At 69.9% G+C, this 20,513-nt stretch carries 17 protein-coding genes; 11 read left to right on the plus strand and 6 right to left on the minus strand.

Features of this window, described 5'->3' with window-relative positions; translation table 11 throughout:
• Positions 1 to 12: 12 nt before the first annotated feature.
• From ABLE43_RS10950 to ABLE43_RS10975, 6 genes are read left to right on the plus strand one after another with little or no spacing between them, the layout of a single operon-like run.
• The gene (locus ABLE43_RS10950; protein WP_348978537.1) at positions 13 to 1,440 is read left to right on the plus strand and encodes an ExeA family protein; all 1,428 of its coding nucleotides are present in this window, start codon (positions 13 to 15) and stop codon (positions 1,438 to 1,440) included.
• A 7-nt stretch (positions 1,441 to 1,447) separates the two neighbouring features.
• Entirely contained in the window at positions 1,448 to 2,284 is an 837-nt protein-coding gene (locus ABLE43_RS10955) for an XrtA system polysaccharide deacetylase (RefSeq protein WP_348978538.1), read from the plus strand.
• Between the two features lies 1 nt (position 2,285).
• Complete coding sequence (locus ABLE43_RS10960) at positions 2,286 to 3,335, plus strand: FemAB family XrtA/PEP-CTERM system-associated protein (protein ID WP_348978539.1); 1,050 nt, start codon at positions 2,286 to 2,288, stop codon at positions 3,333 to 3,335.
• Positions 3,332 to 4,498: a TIGR03087 family PEP-CTERM/XrtA system glycosyltransferase gene (locus ABLE43_RS10965; RefSeq protein ID WP_348978540.1), complete on the plus strand. Its 1,167-nt coding sequence runs from the start codon at positions 3,332 to 3,334 to the stop codon at positions 4,496 to 4,498. The genes ABLE43_RS10960 and ABLE43_RS10965 overlap by 4 nt, the downstream gene beginning before the upstream one ends.
• A complete protein-coding gene (xrtA, locus tag ABLE43_RS10970) occupies positions 4,495 to 6,018 on the plus strand; it encodes an exosortase A (RefSeq protein ID WP_348978541.1) in 1,524 nt (507 codons plus the stop codon). The genes ABLE43_RS10965 and xrtA overlap by 4 nt, the downstream gene beginning before the upstream one ends.
• A 1-nt stretch (position 6,019) precedes the next feature.
• A complete protein-coding gene (locus tag ABLE43_RS10975) occupies positions 6,020 to 7,906 on the plus strand; it encodes an XrtA/PEP-CTERM system amidotransferase (RefSeq protein ID WP_348978542.1) in 1,887 nt (628 codons plus the stop codon).
• A gap of 161 nt (positions 7,907 to 8,067) precedes the next feature.
• On the opposite strand, the gene ABLE43_RS10980 is transcribed toward ABLE43_RS10975, so the two are convergent.
• Together ABLE43_RS10980 and ABLE43_RS10985 are read right to left on the minus strand one after the other, a co-directional pair.
• Positions 8,068 to 9,042, minus strand: a complete 975-nt coding sequence (locus ABLE43_RS10980; protein WP_348978543.1) for a prolyl oligopeptidase family serine peptidase — start codon at positions 9,040 to 9,042, stop codon at positions 8,068 to 8,070.
• Positions 9,043 to 9,415: 373 nt separating this feature from the next.
• Complete coding sequence (locus ABLE43_RS10985) at positions 9,416 to 9,901, minus strand: GNAT family N-acetyltransferase (protein ID WP_348978544.1); 486 nt, start codon at positions 9,899 to 9,901, stop codon at positions 9,416 to 9,418.
• A 273-nt stretch (positions 9,902 to 10,174) separates the two neighbouring features.
• Here ABLE43_RS10985 and ABLE43_RS10990 point away from each other — a divergent pair, with 273 nt between their 5' ends.
• Entirely contained in the window at positions 10,175 to 12,994 is a 2,820-nt protein-coding gene (locus ABLE43_RS10990; RefSeq protein ID WP_348978545.1) for a DUF3857 domain-containing protein, read from the plus strand.
• 426 nt (positions 12,995 to 13,420) lie between these two features.
• On the opposite strand, the gene ABLE43_RS10995 is transcribed toward ABLE43_RS10990, so the two are convergent.
• Both ABLE43_RS10995 and ABLE43_RS11000 read right to left on the minus strand, forming a co-directional pair.
• The gene (locus ABLE43_RS10995; protein ID WP_348978546.1) at positions 13,421 to 14,476 is read right to left on the minus strand and encodes a 1,9-bis(guanidino)-5-aza-nonane synthase; all 1,056 of its coding nucleotides are present in this window, start codon (positions 14,474 to 14,476) and stop codon (positions 13,421 to 13,423) included.
• 169 nt (positions 14,477 to 14,645) lie between these two features.
• On the minus strand, positions 14,646 to 15,884 hold the full coding sequence (locus ABLE43_RS11000) for a type III PLP-dependent enzyme (protein ID WP_348978547.1): 1,239 nt from the start codon (positions 15,882 to 15,884) through the stop codon (positions 14,646 to 14,648).
• A 139-nt stretch (positions 15,885 to 16,023) separates the two neighbouring features.
• Between ABLE43_RS11000 and ABLE43_RS11005 the strand changes: the two genes are divergently transcribed.
• Complete coding sequence (locus ABLE43_RS11005; protein ID WP_348978548.1) at positions 16,024 to 16,986, plus strand: threonine ammonia-lyase; 963 nt, start codon at positions 16,024 to 16,026, stop codon at positions 16,984 to 16,986.
• On the plus strand, positions 16,983 to 17,150 hold the full coding sequence (locus tag ABLE43_RS11010; RefSeq protein ID WP_348978549.1) for a hypothetical protein: 168 nt from the start codon (positions 16,983 to 16,985) through the stop codon (positions 17,148 to 17,150). Before ABLE43_RS11005 ends, ABLE43_RS11010 begins: the two co-directional genes overlap by 4 nt.
• A gap of 38 nt (positions 17,151 to 17,188) precedes the next feature.
• Here ABLE43_RS11010 and ABLE43_RS11015 read toward each other — a convergent pair whose 3' ends face one another.
• Positions 17,189 to 17,449 carry a hypothetical protein gene (locus tag ABLE43_RS11015; protein ID WP_348978550.1) on the minus strand — a complete coding sequence of 87 codons (261 nt, stop codon included), beginning with the start codon at positions 17,447 to 17,449 and terminating at the stop codon, positions 17,189 to 17,191.
• A 176-nt stretch (positions 17,450 to 17,625) separates the two neighbouring features.
• On the minus strand, positions 17,626 to 18,282 hold the full coding sequence (locus tag ABLE43_RS11020; protein ID WP_348978551.1) for an alpha/beta hydrolase: 657 nt from the start codon (positions 18,280 to 18,282) through the stop codon (positions 17,626 to 17,628).
• 129 nt (positions 18,283 to 18,411) lie between these two features.
• On the opposite strand from ABLE43_RS11020, the gene ABLE43_RS11025 reads away from it, so the two are divergent.
• Positions 18,412 to 19,419: a cysteine desulfurase family protein gene (locus ABLE43_RS11025; protein ID WP_425475263.1), complete on the plus strand. Its 1,008-nt coding sequence runs from the start codon at positions 18,412 to 18,414 to the stop codon at positions 19,417 to 19,419.
• On the plus strand, positions 19,416 to 20,513 hold the full coding sequence (locus tag ABLE43_RS11030) for a cysteine desulfurase family protein (RefSeq protein WP_348978553.1): 1,098 nt from the start codon (positions 19,416 to 19,418) through the stop codon (positions 20,511 to 20,513). Before ABLE43_RS11025 ends, ABLE43_RS11030 begins: the two co-directional genes overlap by 4 nt.

Raw genomic sequence — 20,513 nt, forward strand, 5'->3', positions numbered from 1 at the left:
ACGGAGGCGAGCATGTACGACGATCATTACGGCCTGAACGGACGCCCGTTCCAGCTCACCCCCGACCCGGCGTTCTGGTTCGACACCGCGACACATCGCAAGGCGATGGCCTATCTCGGCTATGGGCTGAGCCAGGGCGAGGGGTTCATCGTCATCACCGGCGAGCCGGGCACGGGCAAGACCACGCTGCTCGGCCATCTGATGGCGACGATCGATATCGAGCGGCTGAACGTCATCCGCATCGTGACGACCCAGATCGATGCCGACGACCTGCTGCGCATGGTCGCGGGCGGGCTGGGCGTCGACCACACCGGGCTGACCAAGGCGCAGCTGCTCGACGCGATCGAGCGGGGGCTGCACGCGGTTGCCCGGACCGGCAAGCGCACGCTGCTGGTGATCGACGAGGCGCAGTCGCTGCCGGTCGCCTCGATCGAGGAGCTGCGGATGCTCTCCAACTTCCAGGCGGGCGGCTATGCGCTGTTGCAGATCTTCCTGCTGGGCCAGCCCGAGTTCCGCGCGAAGCTGCACGGATCGGACCGGCTGGAACAGCTGCGCCAGCGGGTGATCGCGATGCACCACCTCGAGCCGATGGAGGTCGAGGAGGTTCGCCCCTATCTCGAACACCGGCTGGGCGTGGTCGGCTGGAGCGGGCGGCCGAGCTTCTCGCAGGGCGCGGTGGTGCTGATCCACCAATGGTCGGGCGGCATCCCGCGCCGGGTGAACCAGCTGGCGGGCCGGGTGCTGCTGTTCGGCGCGATCGAGGGGATCGAACGGTTCGAGCCCGAGCATGTCGCGCAGGTGATCGACGACCTCGACGGGGACGGGCTGGGCGGGGTGCTGCGCGATGCCGCGCCGCGTACGGCGGCGGTTGCGCCGATCGTACCCGCGCCCGAGCCGGTGGTGATCGAGCCCGAGCCGGTTGCCGTCGATCCCGAACCGGTGGCCCATACGCCGGAGCCGGAACCGGAGCCGCTTCCGCCCGAACCGCAGGCGATCGAACCCGAAATCGCGGCACCCGAACCTGTGCCTGCGACGATCGACGTCGATCCGCTGCCGATGACCCCGCCGCCGCCGCCGATGCCGCCGCGTCCGCTGCACCTGTCGATCGTGTCGACGCCGGTGTGGGAGGCGCCCACGCTGCTGGATCGCGATGCCGAGGATCACGACGCGCTGCCCGACGTGCGCGACCAATGGTATGACGGCGATCCCGTGCCGGATGCTGCCGAACCGGTCGCCGCGACGCCACAGCCCGAGGCCGAACCCGCACCGCAACCCGTCGATCACGACGATTCCGCCGCGCTGCGCGAACGGGTGGCGATGCTCGAGGCGCGGGTCGAGGAACAGGAAGCGGCGCTGCGCCGGGTGCTGACGCTGCTGGTCGACTGGGTCGAGGGCGACGAGCGCCGGCCCGACCTCGGCAGCATGCGCGCGGCGGGCTGAGGCAGCGATGCGCAACGCGATGTCGGTCGACGTCGAGGACTGGTTCCAGGTCGGTGCGTTCGAGAAGGTCATCGACCGCCGCGACTGGGACGGGCTGGAGCATCGCGTCGAGGCGAATACCGACGCCGTGCTCAACCTGTTCGCCGCGGCGGGGGTGCGCGCAACCTTCTTCACACTGGGCTGGGTCGCGGCACGTCATCCGGCGCTGATGCGGCGGATCGTCGCGGGCGGGCATGAACTGGCCAGCCATGGCTGGGACCATCGCCGCGTGTTCACCATGACGGAAGCCGAATTCCGCGACGACATCGCCCGCGCGCGGAGCGCGCTGGAGGATGCCGGGGGGCAGGCGGTGACCGGCTATCGCGCGCCCAGCTTCTCGATCGACGCACGCACGCCATGGGCGCATCCGGTGCTGGCGGAGGCGGGCTATGCCTATTCCTCGTCGGTCGCACCGGTCACCCACGACCATTACGGCTGGCCGCAGGCACCGCGCACGCTGCACCGGCCGCTTGCCGACGCCGCGCTGGTCGAATGGCCGATCACCCTCGCGCGGGTGCTCGGGCGTGAGGTGCCCGCCGGGGGCGGGTTCTTCCGCCTGCTGCCCAACCGGGTCGTCGCGCGCGCCGTCGAGCGGAGCAATGCCGCCGATGCCCATCCCGCGATGTTCTATTTCCACCCGTGGGAGATCGATCCCCGCCAGCCGCGCGTCGCGCGCGCGCCGATGCGGTCGAAGCTGCGGCACTATTCCCGGCTGGGTGCGATGGCGGGCAAGCTCGAACGGCTGCTCGCGGCGCACCGGTGGGACCGCACCGACCGGATCGTCGCCGAACACATGGACGACTGACGTGACGCCACCGCGTGATGCAAATCTGGCCGACCCGGTCGAGCGTGCCCGGATCGACGCCTATGTCGCCGCGCAGCCCGGCGGGACCCCGTTCCACCTGCCGGAATGGGGGGAGGCGACGGCGGCGGGCTGCGGCCAGTCGTTCCGCATGCTGCTGTGCGAACAGGCGGGGGAGATCACCGGGCTCCTGCCCCTCACCCATGTCCGTTCGCCGCTGTTCGGGGCCGCGCTGGTATCGACCGGGTTCGGGGTCGGCGGCGGCATATTGGCGAGCGACGCGGCTTCCGCACAGGCGCTGGCGGATGCCGCCGTTGCGCTGGCGGCGACGCTGGACGTTCCCACCATCGAACTGCGCGGCGGGCCGATGCCGGAGGGCGCGGGCTGGACCTATGACGACACCCGCTATCGGGGATTCGTCCGGGCGCTGGCCGCCGATGACGATGCGGAGTTGCTGGCGATCCCCCGCAAGCAGCGGGCGGACGTGCGCAAGGCGCTGGCGATGCCGTTCACGGTCGCGATCGGGCGGGATCGCGCGGCGCTGGCCGAGCATTTCCGCGTCTATGGCACGTCGGTCCGCAATCTCGGGACGCCGGTGTTCCCGCGCGCGCTGTTCGCCGAGACCATTGCGCGGTTCGGGGACGCGGCGGACGTGCTGACCATCCGTCATGAAGGACGGGCGGTGGCGAGCGTCCTGTCGCTCTATTGGCGGGGCACGGTCTATCCCTATTGGGGCGGCGGCACGGCGGCGGCGCGGGGGTTGCGTGCCAACGAGCGGATGTATTTCGAGTTGATGCGCCACGCCCGCACGCGCGGTTGCACCGCGTTCGATTTCGGGCGGTCGAAGGTCGGCACCGGCCCGGCGGCGTACAAGAAGAACTGGGGCTTCGTCGGCGAACCGCTCGGCTATCCGACCTGGACCGCCTCGGGCGCCGCCCCGCGCGACGCCAGCCCGCTCAACCCGCGCTACCGTGCCAAGATCGCCGCGTGGCAGAAGCTGCCCGTCCCGATCGCCAACCGGATCGGGCCGTGGATCGCGCGAGGGCTCGGGTGAGCGACATATTGTTTCTCGCCCATCGCACCCCTTACCCCCCCGATCGTGGCGACAAGGTACGCAGCCACCACATCCTGCGGCATCTGTCGCGGCTGGGGCGGGTGCATCTCGCCGCCTTCGCGAACGATGCGCGCGACATCGGGCACGAAGGGGCACTGGCAGCGTGGTGCGCCGATGCGACCATCGTCCCGCGCACCAAGTCCAACGCCCGCGCCGCGATCGAGGCGCTGGGCAGCGGTCGCCCGGTATCGCTGACCGCGTTCGATGCGCCGACGATGCGCGCCACGATCAAGGCGCTGCTCGCCGCGCGGCGCTACGACGCGATCTATGTCTATTCCGGGCAGATGGCGCAGTATCTGCCCGCCGACGCGCGCTTCGTGATGGATTTCGTCGATGTCGATTCCGCCAAGTTCGCCGCCTATGCCGATGCGGCGCGCCCGCCGATGCGGTGGATGCTGGCGCGAGAGGCGCGGCTCCTGGCGCGGGAGGAGCGCGCGATCGCCGACCGGGCGATGGCGTCGCTGTTCGTCAGCCCCGCCGAGGCGGCGCTGTTCGGCACGGACGAAGGCGTACAGGCGATCGAGAACGGCATCGACGCCGCCTTCTTCGATCCGGCGACCGTCGTGCCGGTCGATGTCGCCGGACCGTTGATCGTCTTCACCGGGCAGATGGACTATCGCCCCAATATCGATGCGGTGTGCTGGTTCGGGCGCGCGGTGCTGCCGCAGGTCCGCGCGCGGCATCCGACGGCGCGCTTCGCGATCGTCGGGCGCAAGCCCACGTCGGCGGTGCAGGCGCTGGCGGGCGAGGCGGTGATCGTGACCGGTGAGGTCGCCGACGTGCGCGGCTGGATCGCGGCGGCGGCGGTGGTGGTCGCGCCGCTGCTGCTGGCGCGCGGGGTGCAGAACAAGGTGCTGGAGGCGATGGCGATGGCCCGCCCGGTCGTCGCCTCGCTGCCCGCCGCCGAGGGGATCGATCACGCGGGCACGCTGCGCATCGGCAGCGATGCCGATGGGTTCGCGCGCGAAGTCGGCGCGCTGATCGCCGATCCGGCGGCAGCGGCGGCGCTGGGGCAGGCGGCGCGGGCGCGGGTCGTCACCCGCTATGGCTGGGACGCGCGGCTGGCCCCGCTGGGCCGGTTGCTCGGGCTGGGCAGCGCGTGAGCCTTACGCTCGAACGCTCGCCATCGGTACCGTCGGATCGTTCGGGCTGGCGTGGCGCGTTGTTCGCGCTCGGCGGCCTGTGGGCGGCGTTGCTGGTGCTGTTGCGCGGCGACGTGCGCGATATCGTCGATATCTGGTGGAATTCCACGACCTATGGCCATTGCCTGTTCGTGCCGCCGATCCTCGGCTGGCTGGTGTGGCAGCGGCGCGCCGACCTCGCGAAGCTGCGCCCCGCGGCGTGGTGGCCGGGACTGGCGCTGATCGCGCTCGGCGGGGCGTGCTGGCTGGTCGGGCAGGCGGCGGCGGTCGCGCTGTTCCGCCATGCCGGGCTGGTCGTGATGTTGCAGGGGGCGGCGGTGACCGTCCTCGGGCGGCGGGTCGCAGCGGGGCTGGCGTTCCCGCTGGCCTATATGGCGTTCCTCGTGCCGTTCGGGGATTTCCTCGAACGGCCGCTCCAGTCGCTGACCGTCGCGCTGACCATGCCGCTGCTCGCGCTGCTCGGGGTTCCGGCCAGCGTCGACGGGGTGCTCATCACCATTCCGAACGGCTATTTCGAGGTGGCGGAGGCGTGTTCGGGCGCCAAGTTCCTGATCGCGATGGTCGCCTATGGGACGCTGGTCGCCAATGTCTGCTATGTGTCCTGGGCGCGGCGGGCGGCGTTCATGGCGGTCGCGATCGTCGTGCCGGTGCTGGCCAACGGCGTGCGCGCGGCGGGGACGATCTATGCGGCCCATCTCACCTCGGTCGAGGCGGCAACGGGGTTCGACCATATCGTCTATGGCTGGGTGTTCTTCGCGCTGACGATGGCGGCGGTGCTGGCGATCGGCTGGCGCTGGTTCGATCGCGATCCCGATGCGCCGTGGTTCGATGCGGGGCTGCTGAACGCGATGCCGATGCGCGTCGCCGACCGGTCGCTGGCGATGGTGGCGGCGCTGGCGATCGCGGTCGGGTTCGCCGGATGGGGTGCGGCCATCGATGCGCGCACGCAGCCGTTGCCCGCGCGGATCGAATTGCCCGAGGTACCCGGCTGGCGGCGGATCGCCATCACGGGCGAGCCGTGGGTGCCGAACTATCCGGGGGCAGATCATTTCCTGATCGGGCGCTATGGTGACGAACGCGGGCGGCAGGTCGATATGGCGGTCGCGGTCTATGGCGCGCAGCGCGAAGGGCAGGAACTGGTGGGCTTTGGACGCGGGGCGATACGGGAGAACGACCGCTGGGTGCGGATCGCGAACACGCCGTCGATCGCGGGTGGCGCGAGCCTGCGCATGGCGGCGGGACCGGTCGAGCGTGAGACGGCGACCTGGTACCGCATCGGCGACATCGTGACCGGCGATGCCGACCGGGTGAAGCTGGAGACGCTCAAGGTCCGGCTGCTCGGCGGGCCGCAGCGCGGGGTGGCGGTGCTGCTGTCCGCCGAGCGGCAGCGCGGCGGCGATCCGCGCGGGACGATCGCCGATTTCGTGGCGGCGGCGGGCCCGATCGATGCGATCGCCGATCGCGCGGCGGGGATGCGCTGAGATGTGCGGGATCGCCGGGCTCTATTATCCGCTGACGCCCAAGCCGGTCGATCCGGCGCGGGTCCGGGCGATGACCGATGCGCAGGCGCATCGCGGCCCCGACGGATCGGGGGTGTGGACCGATGCGGGCGTGGGGCTGGGTCACCGCCGCCTGTCGATCATCGACGTCGCGGGCAGCCCGCAGCCGATGGCGCTGCCCGATGGCTCGGCGGTCGTGACCTTCAACGGCGAGATCTATAACTTCGCCGAGGTGCGTGCCGAACTGCGTGGGCTGGGTGCGGCGTTCGTGACCCAGGGCGATACCGAGGTGCTGCTCCACGCCTGGGCCGCATGGGGGCCGGACATGCTGGCGCGGCTGAACGGCATGTTCGCCTTCGCGCTCTATGACGCGCGCCGCCGCAGCCTGTTCGTCGCGCGCGACCGGATGGGGGTGAAGCCGCTCCATTATGTCGAGCTGAGCGACGGCGGCGTCGCCTTCGCCTCCGAGCTGAAGGGATTGCTGGCGCATCCGCTGGTGCGGCGGACGCCCGATGTGGCGGCGATCGAGGATTATATGGCGCTCGGCTATGTGCCCGACGACGCCTGTATCGTCAGCGGCGTGCGCAAGCTGCCCGCTGGCCATTTCCTGCTGCTGGAGCGGGGCAGGGCGGTGCCCGCGCCGGTGCGGTGGTGGGACGTGGACTTCTCCGCGCGGGCCACTGGCAGCGTGCGCGACCTGTCGGCGGAGCTGATCGAGCGGATGCGTGAGGGCGTGCGGTCGCGGATGGTGGCCGACGTGCCGCTGGGCGCGTTCCTGTCGGGCGGGGTCGACAGTTCGGCGGTCGTCGCGCTGATGGCGGAGGCATCGCCCGCGCCGGTCAAGACCTGCACCATCGGGTTCGACGCGGCGGACCATGACGAGCGTGGGCCCGCAGGCGTCATCGCCCGCCGCTTCGCCACCGAGCATCGCGAGCGGATCGTGGCGTCGGGCGACTTCGCGATCCTCGACACGCTGGTCGCGGCGTTCGACGAGCCGTTCGCCGATGCGTCGGCGCTGGCGACGTGGCAGGTGTGCGCGCTGGCCCGGCAGTCGGTGACGGTCGCCCTGTCGGGGGACGGCGCGGACGAGGCGCTGGCCGGGTACCGCCGCTACAAATTCCATGCCGCCGAGGAGCGGGTGCGCGCCCTGTTGCCCGAAGGATTGCGGGCGCCGGTGTTCGGCGCGCTCGGGCGGGCGTGGCCCAAGGCGGACTGGGCGCCGCGCCCGTTCCGCGCCAGGACGACGCTGCTCGGGTTGGCCGAGGGCGGCGAGGCGGCCTATGCGCGCGCGGTCGGGGTCACGACCCCGGCGGTGCGGCAGCGGCTGTACGGCGATGCGATACGGCGGGCGATCGGCGGCTATCGCGGGGAGGACCGCTATGTCCGGGCGATGCGCGACGCCCCGGCGCGCGACGGGCTGGACCGGGCGCAATATGCCGACTTCCGCCACTGGCTGCCCGGCGACATCCTGACCAAGGTCGATCGCACCAGCATGAGCGTGGCGCTGGAGGCGCGCGAGCCGTTGCTCGACCATCGGCTGATCGAGTTCTGCGCGACCCTTCCGCCGGCGATGCGGCTGCGCGGGGGGCAGGGCAAGTGGCTGATGAAGAAGGCGCTGGAGCCGTGGCTGCCGCACGAGATCCTCTATCGCCCCAAGATGGGGTTCGTGACGCCGGTCAGCGCATGGTTCCGCGGCGCGCTGGCCGACGAGGCGGCGGGGCTGGCGCGGTCGGGGGTGCTGGCGACGTGGTTCGACCCGCGCGCAATCGAGCGGCTCGCCGCCGAGCATCGCGCCGGGCGGGCCGAGCATGGCCGAACGCTGTGGCAGCTCGTCATGCTGGAGCGCAGCGCCGCGCGGCTGTTCGGCTAGGCAAAGTTTACGAAGTTTACACCTGGACGCGGTGTTTTCGACCTTGGCGGGACGGCTTCGGGAGCCTGCGGCCCGGCCATGGTGACAGAATGACGGCGTGTAGGAAAGGGCCGGGGCTTTGCCGCCCCTCCCTTTCAGGGAGGGGAGAAGCGCGGCGTGCCCTACCCCCGCTCGCCGATCCAGCGGACGAACAGGTCGGTCCAGCGCCGCCGCGAACTGTCCGCCGGGCTGTGCAGCGCGCCCCAGCCGTGGCCGCCCTTCTCGAACAGATGCGCCTCCACCGGCACCTTCGCGCGGCGGCAGGCGGCGATCATGTCGAGCGACTGGTCGACCGGTACCGTCCCGTCGTCAATCGAATGGGCGAGGAATACCGGCGGGGTCTGCGCGGTGACGCGCGTCGGAATGTCGTAGCGGGCATAGACCGCATCGGGCGCGTTCGGCCCGGCGAGATTGTCGCGCGATCCGCGGTGCGACATGGTGCCGATGTTGGTGACGGGATAGACCAGTCCGGTGAAGGCGGGCCGGGCCGATTGCGTATCGGCGGCGTCGACCGGCGCATAGACCCGGTCGTCATGCGCGACGGTGAGCGATCCCGCCAGATGCCCGCCCGCCGAGAAGCCGCAGCATCCCAGCTTTGCCGGATCGATGCCGTACCGCGCGGCATTGGCGCGGATCAGCCGCATCGCGCGCTGCGCGTCCTGCAACGGCACGTCCTGCCGCTGCGCCCAGCCTTCGCCGGGCAGGCGATAGGCGAGCGCGAACACGGTGATCCCGGCGGGGTTCAGCGCCTTCGCCATGTCGATCCCCTCGTTCTCGATCGAGACGAAGCCATAGCCGCCGCCGGGGATGGAGAGGATCGCCGTGCCGTTGGGCCTGGCCGGGCGGTAGACTCCGACCACCGGATCGCCGACCCCGCGCAGCCACAGTTCGCGCATGCCGGGCCGACCGTTCATCGACGGGGCATAGGCGATCGGCGTCGCGGGCGCGCCGGGGGCCTTGCCCGGCCACAGGCGGAAATGTTCGCGCGGCGGCCATGGCGTCAGCGCCTCGCCCGACCCTTGCGCCTCGGCCAGATGCGGCAGCGCCAGCCCCGCGCCAAGGGCCACGCCCAGCATCGTGCGGCGATCGATCGTCATGTGCTTCCTCTCCCGTCCGTCCGGTGCCCGCGCACCATGTCGGTTTGCCGAGTCTGTGCCGCGTATGAACCGAAAGGCAAGGCGCAATATCGCGGATATGGGTGGTGGGTGCCGGATTGGGGCAGGCGCGCGGGCGTTCCGCCCAGGCCCCGTACGCCGACGTTCGGGCTGGCGATTCGGCTTCCAGGCTGCGCTTGTTCGGCAGGGCGATCGTTCCCGTTTCGCCGTCTGCCGTCGCCCGCTTCGGGAAAGCGCAATCGGGAACAGGTTTCGGGAAAGCGGAACCCGCAGGCGGCCGTCAGCGCGATCGGTAGCCCTACATTCCCATCACTGGTTCCCAATCGGGAAAGCTAATCTGAGAGGGAATGCACCGTTAGGAAGCTGGACGGACCATGTGGACAGCAACCGTCCCCAAGTCGTGGTGCGTCTCTTTCTCAAATCGATAGCCGAGCCGTTCGTAAAGAGCGATATTCTCGGTCATCAGCTTGTTGGTGTAGAGCCGTGTGCCGTTAAGCCCCGAGTCTTTAGCAAGTTGCTCGGCATGTCGCATCAGAATGGTGCCATAGCCCTTGCCTTGACAATCGGGTTCGACAGCGACGTTGACGATCATCAATTCAGAATCTTGCTGCACTGTTTCTACAAGGCCAACCAATCGCTCCCCCTCGAACAGGAAGTCGAATTGATTGGTCAGAACGGAGGCACTGTAATCAGCCGTCATCGGTCGGGGCTTGCGGGGTGTTATGGGAACCCACTTGGCGTATGCCCTGACCGACAGATCACGAATCTGATCTACCTGTTCTGCGCCGACGCGACGAATTGATAACGGTGATGCCATAGCGAGCCACGCTATCGGCGTCATTCGTGACCGACCACCTGTTTTTTGCGAGGTGCTCCACTCGACGTATCCACGCGTCGTTTTCCCATTTCACCATCGTTTTCGAGAAACGGGACGCGGCATCGCGGACATCCCCCAACGCCATCGCCTTTCCCAACAGCGCCCCCCCGTCGGCAGGCGCTACCCGCGGCGGCCAGGTCCGTCCTGGCGGGTACAGCACAAAATCCGCCCCCTCGACAATCGGCGGCGAGCGGCTAGACCTGCAATCGATGGACCGGCGGGGGCGTGGGTCCGAACATGGGGGTGTATAGCGTGCAGGGCAGGATGTGGGCGGGCGTGGCGTCGGGGGTGTTGGCGTTCGCGGTACCGGCGTGGGCGAGTGATACGCCGCTCTATCAACCCGCCCCGGCGTGGATCGCACCCGCGCCGACCGCGCCCGCCGCCGATGCGGAGAATACCCCGCCGCTGGCGCTGCTCGACCTGCAGCACCGGATCGAGAACGGGCAACTGTGGTCCTATGTCCGCCAGCAGACCAGGATCGTGTCGAACGAGATGCTGTCGCAGGCGGCGACGCTGACGCTGCCATGGGCGCCGGACAAGGGCGACCTGATCGTCCACAGCCTCGCCATCCTGCGCGGGGGGCAGCGGATCGACCTGCTGGCCAAGGGGCAGAAGTTCGTCGTGCTGCGCCGCGAACAGTCGCTCGAACAGCGCGAGCTGACCGGCATCCTGACCGCGACGATGGCGGTCGAGGGGCTGGAGGTCGGCGACACGCTCGACCTGGCGGTATCGATCACCGCGCGCGACGGGGCGCTGGGCGGGCGGGTGCAGGACGTGATGGCGCTGATGGCCGCGCCGATGCGGGTGGGGGCGGGGCGGGCGCGCTTTTCGTGGCCGACCGCCGCCGCGCCCAGGTGGAAGATCTTCGCCGAGGGCGTCAGCGCCGAACCGGTGCGGAACGGCGCCTACAGCGAACTCACCATCCCGCTGCCGCTGGCGAAGCAGAAGGAGATGCCCGAGGACGCGCCGACCCGCTATCGCCGTCCGCCGCTGATCGAACTGGCGACCTTTGCCGACTGGGGCGACGTGTCGCGCACCTTCGCGCCGCTCTATGCGACCGAGGGGGTAATCGCGTCGGGCACGCCGCTCGCCGCTGAAGTGGCCGCGATCCAGAAGGCCGACGCGACCCCGATCGGCCGGGCGCAGCGCGCGCTGGAGGTGGTGCAGGACAAGATCCGCTATCTCGCGGTCGGCATGGACGGCGGCAATTACGTGCCGCAGAAGCCCCAGCGGACGTGGGACGTGCGCTATGGCGACTGCAAGGCCAAGACGCTGCTGCTGCTCGGCATGCTCCGCGCGATGGGGATCGAGGCGGAGGCGGTGCTCGCCAACGTCGGGCAGGGCGATTTCGTGCCCGAACGCCTGCCGAGCGCGGCGGCGTTCAACCATGTGTTCGTCCGCGCGATCATCGACGGGCGCAGCTACTGGCTGGACGGCACCGGCAGCAACGCACGGATCGCCGACATCGGCAATACGCCGGGCGTCGGCTGGGTGCTGCCGCTCCGGGGCGGCGGGGCCGAACCGCTGCGGATCGAGACGCATGCCGATGCGGTGCCGATCATCGACCTGACGATCGATGCGGACGAGAGCGGTGCCGTCGACCTGCCGAGCGCGCTGAAGCTGAAGGCGGTGGTCCATGGCGGGCTGGCGGGCATGCTGCGCGCCGCCAAGTCGCAGATGGGGCCGGACGAACAGCGTGAAGCATTGTCCAACCTGCTCCAGCAATGGGTGGGCGAGGGGCAGTTCGCCGACATGACCATGACGCCCGATCCCACGACGGGCGATGTGGTGGTGCAGGCGAACGGCGTGATCGGCACCCAATGGCAGACCGAGGATCGCCGCCGCAAGCGCACGCTGGTCGGCAATTTCTCGAGCATCGACTTCGCACCCGATCGCAGCCGCCCCGAATGGACCAGGATCCCGGTCGCGGCACCCGCCCCGGCGGGCCTGCGCACCCGGCTGCGCATCCGCCTGCCCGAGGGCGGGCGCGGCATGACGCTGGAGGGATCGCCCGATGCCGAGGTGACGGCGGCGGGCTATGTGGTGAAGCGCACCACGCGGTTGGCCGACGGCGTGCTGACGATGGACGAGCGCGTCGACCATACGGGCGTCGAGGTGCCCGCCGACCGGATCGCCGCCGAGCGCGACGCGGTGGCGCGGATGAAGGCGATGGTGCCCCGGCTGGTTGCGCCCGCCGATACGCCGCGCCGCTGGACGCTGACCCCGGCGGCGATGGCGGGATCGAGCCAGGTCAAGGCGATCCGCACCACCTATGCCAGGGCGATCGCCGCCGATGCCGACGAACCCAGCGGCTACACCAGTCGCGCCGCGTTCGAGGGCGGGATCGGCGAGCATCGCGCGGCGCTGGCCGATCTGAACGCGGTGATCGGCAAGCAGCCCTCGGTCGACCTGTATCTGCAACGCTCGTTCACCCAGATGACGCTGGGCGACCTGCCCGCCGCGCTGGCGGATGCGGAGAAGGCGCGGGCGCTCGATCCCTCGTCATTCCCTGCGATCACGCGCATCGCATGGGTGAAGGCCGAGATGGGCGACCTGCCCGGTGCGGTGGCGCTGCTCGACGATCGCATCGCGCTGGGCGGCGAGACGCGGGCGGGATATCGCAGCGAGAAGGCCAGCCTGCTCGGCGAGTTCGGCGATCCGGCGGAGGCATTGAAGCTGTACGACACGCTGATCGCCGAGAAGCCGGGCTCGCCGGGGCTGCTGAACGGGCGCTGCTGGGTGAAGGGGACGCGATCGGTGGGGCTCGACACCGCGCTCAAGGACTGCACCGGCGCGATCGAACTGTCGGACAACACGCTGGCCGCGCTCGACAGCCGGGCGATGGTGTGGTTCCGCAAGGGCCGGTACGAGGAGGCGATGGCCGATCTCGACGCGGTGCTGGCGGCGGCCCCGGACATGACCAGCAGCCGCTATCTGCGCGCGGCGGTGCTCAAGGCGATGAAGCGCGATGCGGAGGCGGCGAGCGATCTGGCGGCGGCGCGACGGATGTCGCCGCGGATCGACGTGCAATATGCGCGGTACGGGTTGAAGCTGTAAGGCGGGATGGGCAGCATTCCCGCGCAGGCGGGAATCGATAGATGCTGCCGTCGGTCATAGGGGCGCAACGGCACAGGATATGGCCCCCCGCCTGCGCAGGGGTGACGAGGTTGCTATCGCCGCGGCGCGGGCTGGATCGCCGACCCCTGCCGTGCTGTTGTCGCTCCTGCTCGGGCCGGATCGCCGGTTCCTGCCGTGCTGTTGTCGCTCCTGCGCGGGCCGGATCGCCGGTTCCTGCCGTTCGTCCCGAGCGCAGTCGAGGGACGGGCCGCGAACCTTTCGCGGGGTGTCTCGACTGCGCTCGACACGAACGGTCGGGGGTCGGGCGGTCCGGGGGTCGGACCGGACGTGAGGTTGGACGGCTGATACGACGAACGGCGGGGGATCGCTCCCCCGCCGTTGCCGTGTTCAGCCCGCGCGGACCGATCAGTCGTTGAAGATCGCACCCCAGGCGCGCTTCGGGCGGTCCTTCCATGCGCCGCGGTGATAGGCGTCGGACGCCAGCAGCGGCATGACCGAACCGGCCTCGGCGAACACCATCTGTTCGAGCGCGGTGTCGACCTTGCCCCAGCTCGCCGCTTCCTTGAGCGTCGAGGACGAGCAGGCGCCGTCGCGCACGTCCGCCACCGTGATCTGCACCGCGTACTTGTGCATCTCGACATCGTCGTGACCGAGGATCTCGGCGCAGACGACGGTGTCCTGGATGAAGTTCTTCGGCACGCCGCCGCCGATCATCAGCAGGCCGGTGGTGCCCGCCTTGATCTTGATGTCGGTCAGTTCGCGGAAGTCGGCGATCGCGTCGAGCACCATGTACGGCTTGCCTTCCTTCGCGCGCTCGACCTGGTGCTTCACCAGACCGAAGCCCGCCGACGAATCGACGAACGCCGGGCAGAAGATCGGCACGTCATGCTCATAGGCGAGCTTGACGAGGCTGTTCTCCTTCTTGCCGTGCTCGGCGAGATACTTGCCCATCTCGCGGATGAAGGCGCGCGACGAATAGGCCTTGGGCTCGAGCGAGTCCGCGATCTTGCCGATCGTGTGGTCGCAGTCCTGGAGCTGCTCCTCGTCGATGTACGTGTCGTAGATGCGGTCGATGTAGAGCGAGCGCAGCACATTGTCGTCGGGGATTTCCAGCGCCTGATAATGCTTATGGCCGAGGCCCTCGAAGAAATCCATGTCGACGATCGACGCGCCGGTCGCGACCACGCCGTCGATCATGTTCGAGCGCAGCAGTTCGGCATACAGGTCCATGCAGCCGCCCGCCGAGGTGGAACCGGCGATCACGAGGAAGATCGAGCAATCCTTGTCCTCCAGCATCTGGTTGTAGATGCCGGTAGCGCGGGCGAGGTCGCGGCTGGTGAAGCTCATCTTGCCCATGGCGTCGATGATCGGGCGCGCGTCGAACTTGGTGATGTCGACATGCTCGACGGTGGTCGAGAGCAGTTCCGCCTTGCGGGTATCGTTGATCTGGGTGTCGGTCATGGAAGCTTCCGTGATCGGTGATGCCGTCGTCGTTCAAAGGGGACGCGGAAACCCGGTTGGTCCCCCGAGGGGGCCGAAGGCGGCGGCATAGCGCGGTTACGACGCGATGCCCACCCCGGCCCCTCCCGCACGCGGCGGGAAGGGAGGGGTGTGGGGTAGGGGCGGGGCGTTACAGCTTGACGACGTTGGTCGAGCGGAACGCGGGTTCCTCCGCGATCAGATACATCGACTCCATCGGCTCGTCGTCGGTCACGACCGTCTCGCCGTTGCCGAAGCCGTTGAACGCGGTGCGCATCGCCGAGCCATAGGCGCCGAGCATCCCGACCTCGAAATAATCGCCGCTGCGGGTATCGGCAGGGAGCGGGAACGGTCCCTTCATCTGGTCGATATCGTCGCACGTCGGACCCCAGAAGCTGAAGTCCATGTCGCGCGCGTCCGATTCCGGCTGACGCAGCAGCTGCACCGGATACTTCCAGCCGATGTGCGCCGCATCGAACAGCGAGCCATAGGCGCCGTCGTTGATGAACAGCTCCGCCCCGCGACGATGCTCGACGCGGACGACGACCGAGGCATATTCGGCGCACAGCGACCGGCCCGGTTCGGCCCAGAGTTCCGCCGAATAGCTGACCGGCAGGCTCTCGAACGCGCGGTGGATCGTCTCGAAGAAACGCTCCAGCGGCGGCGGGGTCATGCCGGGATAGCGCGACGGAAAGCCGCCGCCGACGTCGATCACGTCGACCGTCACGCCCGCATCGACGATGGCGGCGCGGACACGCTCCATCGCGTTGCTGTACGCATCCGGCGACATGGTCTGGCTGCCGACGTGGAAGCAGATGCCGAGCGCGTCGGCGACCTGGCGGGTCGCGATCAGCAGCTCCTTCGCATCCGCCTGACCGACGCCGAACTTCGACCCGAGCGACAGCTTGGCATATTCGGACGACACGCGCATCCGCACGCACAGCGTCAGATCGGTCGCGCCGTCGGTGGCGGCCTCGATCTTGCGCAGCTCCTCCATGCTGTCGAGCGAGAAGGTGCGGACGCCATGCTCGAAATAGGCCTCGGCGATGGCTTCGGGCGCCTTGATCGGGTGCATGAAGTGGCAGGTCGCGTCCGGCAGCGTCGCCTTCACGAGACGCACTTCGCCGATCGACGCGGTGTCGTAATGGACGATGCCGTTGTCCCACAGGACCCGCAGCAGATCGGGCGACGGATTCGCCTTCACCGCATACATCGAGCGCCCCGGAAACTTCTCGACGAAGAATCGGGCGGCGCGCGCGGCAGCGTGCGGGCGAACGAGCGTGACCGGCTCTACCGGTCGGCGCTCTGCAATGTCGATCCCGCGCTCGAACGAGGAGCCACGGGCGATAAAGGGGGCAGCTAGCCCCAGCGCGCTATGGTGCTTGGCCAATTCAAGGGACCTCCAATTGCCTTTCGGCATACGGTGACAAAAGCTGCCTTGCGGTTGGAAGTCCCATGGGGCAGCGGAGGCGCGATCTATGACCCCGAACCCGTGATGTAAAGTGGTTCTGCGGCGGAAAGTGCAATTTATGACCATTCTGCGACAACCCACCCGCGCAGGCGTGCGCGACGCCGCCGCCAAGATCGCGGCGATCCTGCCGCCTTCGCCGTTATTCGTTCATGATATCAATGGGATAGATGTAGCGTTCAAGGCGGAATCCTTGCAGCCGATCGGCGCGTTCAAGCTGCGCGGCGCATGGCATCGGCTGACCGCGCTGGGCGAGGAATCGCGCGCGCGCGGCGTCGTTGCCTTCTCGTCGGGCAATCATGCGCAGGGCGTCGCATGGGCGGCGAAGCGGCTGCGATTCCCGGCGACGATCGTGATGCCCGCCGACGCGCCCGAGGTGAAGCTGGCGGCGACGCTGGCGCTGGGCGCGGAGGTGGTCCGCTACGACCGGGCGACCGAAAGCCGGGAAAAGATCGCGGCGCATCTGGCGCATGCCCGCGGCGCGACGCTGGTGCCGAGCTTCGACGATGCGTGGGTGATCGAGGGGCAGGGATCGGCGGGGATCGAGGCGGCGGCGCAGATGGCGGCGGCGGGGCTGGGCGCGCCCGCCCGCGTCGTCGTGCCGTGCGGCGGCGGCGGGCTGGCGGCGGGGATCGCGCTGGCGCTGCCCGATGCCGCGATCATCGTCGTCGAGCCGGAGGGGTGGGACGATATGGCGCGCAGCCTTGCGGCGGGGATGATCGTGCCGGTCGGCGAGCGCCCGCCCGCCACCGCCTGCGACGCGCTACAGACGACCCGCGTCGCCGAGCGCACGTTCGACGTGCTGGCGGGGCGTGGCGCGACCGGGGTGGCGGTGAGCGAGGCGGAGATCGCCCATGCGCAGCGCTGGGCGGCGCGGCACCTGCGGCTGGTGCTGGAGCCGGGCGGGGCGGTGGCGCTGGCGGCGCTGCTGGCCGGGCGGGTGGCGGCGGTACCGGGGACGCTGGTGCTGCTGTCGGGCGGCAACGTCGATCCCGCCGCCTATGCGCGAGTGCTGGCGGCATGAGCGGGGGACCGGCGGGAACGCTGCTGTCGGTGCTGATGCTGGTCGCGGCGGTGCTGGGCTATGGCGGCATCCGGTTGATCCGGCGCGGGGAGCGGCGCAAGGGCGCGCTGATGCTGGCGTGCGCGGCGGTGATGGTGGGGAACGTCGCGATCTGGACCGTCTAGGCAGGAGCGGCACCGTGGCCGATCCTGCCCGGCCGGCCTCAGTTGCTGCGGCCCGCGCCGAATTCGCGCATGCTGGTGCCCGCATTGGCGCGCTGGCGCAGCGCTTCGTTGGTCTGGTCGGCGGCGCTGGCGTCGATCTCCGCCCATTCGGCGGCGGTGCGGCACTTGCGCATCGCCATGATCGAGCCGGTCTGCGCCTCGCGACGGCAGACCTTCTTGTTCGGATCGACCGCAGGCGGTGCCCCCGCAGCGGCGGGAGCGGTCTGGAACGCGGCGGCGAGCAGGAGGGCGGTCAGCATGGTCTTGTCCTGTAACGGAATGTTGCCGTTATCCTACGTCGGACTTGCAATATGGCAAGCAGGATATGTTGGGTGGCGACGCGGCCAAGCCGCGTCGTCGGTCGGCGCTTTACGCGCCGCCGGCCGGGCTGGCGCGCGAGGCGCGGATCGGCCGCGCCGATCCGCTCGCGCCAGCCTCACTTGATCGGCGAATTCGGGTCGAGCCGCATATCCAGATACTTGTCCACGCTGCCCATCAACTCCGGCATCTCGTTCTGGAAGAAATGGTTGGCGCCGGGGATCACGTCGTGATGGATGGTGATGTGCCGCTGGGTGCGCAGCTTGTCGACCAGCTTCTGCGAGGCGGCGGGGGTCGCCACCTCGTCCGCGTCGCCCTGGATGATGATGCCCGATGAGGGGCAGGGGGCGAGGAAGGTGAAGTCGTACATGTTGGCGGGCGGCGCGATCGAGATGAAGCCGCGGATCTCCGGGCGGCGCATCAGCAGTTGCATGCCGATCCACGCGCCGAAGCTGACGCCCGCGATCCATGTCGTCTGCGCTTCGGGGTGGAAGCTCTGCACCCAGTCGAGCGCGGACGCCGCATCCGACAATTCGCCGACGCCGTTGTCGAACGTGCCCTGGCTCTTGCCCACGCCGCGGAAGTTGAAGCGCAGCGTCGCGAAGCCGCGGCGCTGGAACGTCTTGTAGAGTTCCTGCACGATGCGGTTGTTCATCGTGCCGCCCGACAGCGGATGCGGGTGCAGGATCATCGCGACCGGCGCGCGCGGGCGCGGGGCGGGGGCGAAACGCCCTTCCAGTCGACCTTCGGGTCCGGGGAAGATGACTTCGGGCATGGGCGGTCCTGTTAAAGATGCGGGCGCGGCGATGGCGCGTATAGGGATCGCGGCTATATAGGCCCACGCAATCGGAACGGAAGTGTTTTGACGAGCCGCATCTATCTGGATCATGCCGCGACCACGCCGATGCGCCCCGAAGCGGCGGCGGCGGTGGCGGAGGGAATGGCGCGCTGGGCCAATCCGTCGAGCCCGCATGCCGAGGGGCGCGCGGCACGGCGCATGCTGGAGGATGCGCGGGCACGGATCGCGAAGGCGCTCGACTGGGATGGCGAGGTGATCCTGACCGGCGGGGCGAGCGAGGCGCTGGCGATCGGGCTGGGCCGGGCGAAGCGGGCGCGGCGGCTGGTGTCGGCGGTCGAGCATGACGCCGTCGCGCGGGCGGCACCGGGAGCGGACGTGCTGCCGATCGACGGCGGCGCGCCGGACGAGGCTGCGCTGGCGGCCTGTCTGACGGACGGCCCGCCACCGGTGGTGGCGGTGCAGGCGATCAATTCGGAGACCGGCACGCTGCTGCCGCTGTCGATCGCCGGTCGGGCGATGGTGCGGGATGCGGGCGGGCTACTGCTGGTCGACGCATCGCAACTGGCGGGCAAGGGGGCGCTGCCCGACGCCGACATGATCGTCGTATCGGCGCACAAGCTGGGCGGACCGCCGGGGATCGGCGCGCTGCTGCTGCGCGACTATGCCATGGTCGAGCCGGTCGGCGGACAGGAGTCGGGCTATCGCGCGGGTACCGAGAACCTGCCGGGCGCACTGGGCTTCGCCACCGCGCTGGAGGCGGGCGGGATCGACAACTGGGCGACCGATGCCGGGCAGCGGTTCGATTTCAGGGACCGGCTGTACGAGGGTGGCGAGGTGCTCCAGCCCGGCATTCAGTGTTCGCATATCTATGCGGTGGCGCACCCGCGCCTGCCCGCCGCCGCGCAGCTGATCCGGCTGGACGCGATGGGGTTCGCGGTGTCGGCGGGGAGCGCCTGTTCGTCGGGGACGCTGAAGCGCAGCCGGGCGCTGGCCGGATTCGGCATCGCGCCCGAGGTGGCCGACCGGACGATCCGGGTCAGCATCGGCTGGTCGACGACGGCGGAGGAGCTGGATCGCTTCGCCGATGCCTATGCCGGGCTGGGTGCGCGATGACCTATCTCGACTATCAGGCGACCACGCCGCTTGCGCCGCAGGCGTTCGACGCGATGGTGCCGTGGCTGCGCGATTTCCACGGCAATCCCCATTCGCCGCATCGTGAGGGTCGGCGGGCGAAGGCGGCGGTCGAGGTCGCGCGCGATCGGGTGGCGGCGGCGCTGGGAGCGGACGACGGGCGGCTGTACTTCACCGGCGGCGCGACCGAGGCGGCGAACTGGGCGATCAAGGGCACGCTGGCACGGGTCGGGCAGGTGCGGCCCAAAGTCGTGACGATCGCGACCGAACATGCCTGTGTGCTCGACACGGCGTGGGCGACCGGGGCGGAGGTCGTGGTGCTGCCGGTGGGGCCGGACGGGCTGGTCGATCGCGCGGCGGCGGCGGCGGCGATCGACGGGCGCACCGCGATCGTCGCGGCGATGCTGGTCAACAACGAGATCGGCGTGGTGCAGCCGATCGCGTGGCTGGGCGAACTGGCGCGGGCGGCGGGGGCGGCGATGTTCTGCGACGCGGTGCAGGGGTTCGGGCGGGTGCCGCTGCCGGTCGCGGCGTGCGACCTGATCGCGGTGTCGGCGCACAAGGTGTACGGCCCGAAGGGGGTCGGTGCGCTGTGGATGCGTAGCGGCGCCGAGCCGGACGCGCTGCTCCACGGCGGCGGGCAGGAAGGTGGCTTGCGGTCGGGGACGCTCAGCCCGGCGCTGTGCGCGGGGTTCGGGGCAGCGGCGGCGTTGCTGACGCAGGACGATCCGGAGCAGGTCGAGCGGTTGTGGACGGCGGCGCGCGGCGTGCTGGCCGGGCCGGACTGGGTGCTGAACGGCGACGATGCGGCGCGCTATCGCGGCAATCTCAACGTGCGGATGGACGGACTCGATGTCGCGCGGTTGATGAGCGCGTGCCGGGACATCGCCTTTTCGGCGGGATCGGCGTGCGCCAGCGGATCGGGGCGCAGCAGCCATGTGCTGCGCGCGATCGGGTTGCGCGAGGGCGAGGCGCGGTCGTCGATCCGCATCGGCTTCGGCCGCTATACGCAGGAGGAGGAACTGGTGACGGCATTGCAGACGATCGACCGGGCGGCGCGGGAGCAACGGGCGTGA

The sequence above is a fragment of the Sphingomonas silueang genome, assembly GCF_040049155.1.
Classification (GTDB): Bacteria; Pseudomonadota; Alphaproteobacteria; order Sphingomonadales; family Sphingomonadaceae; genus Sphingomonas; species Sphingomonas silueang.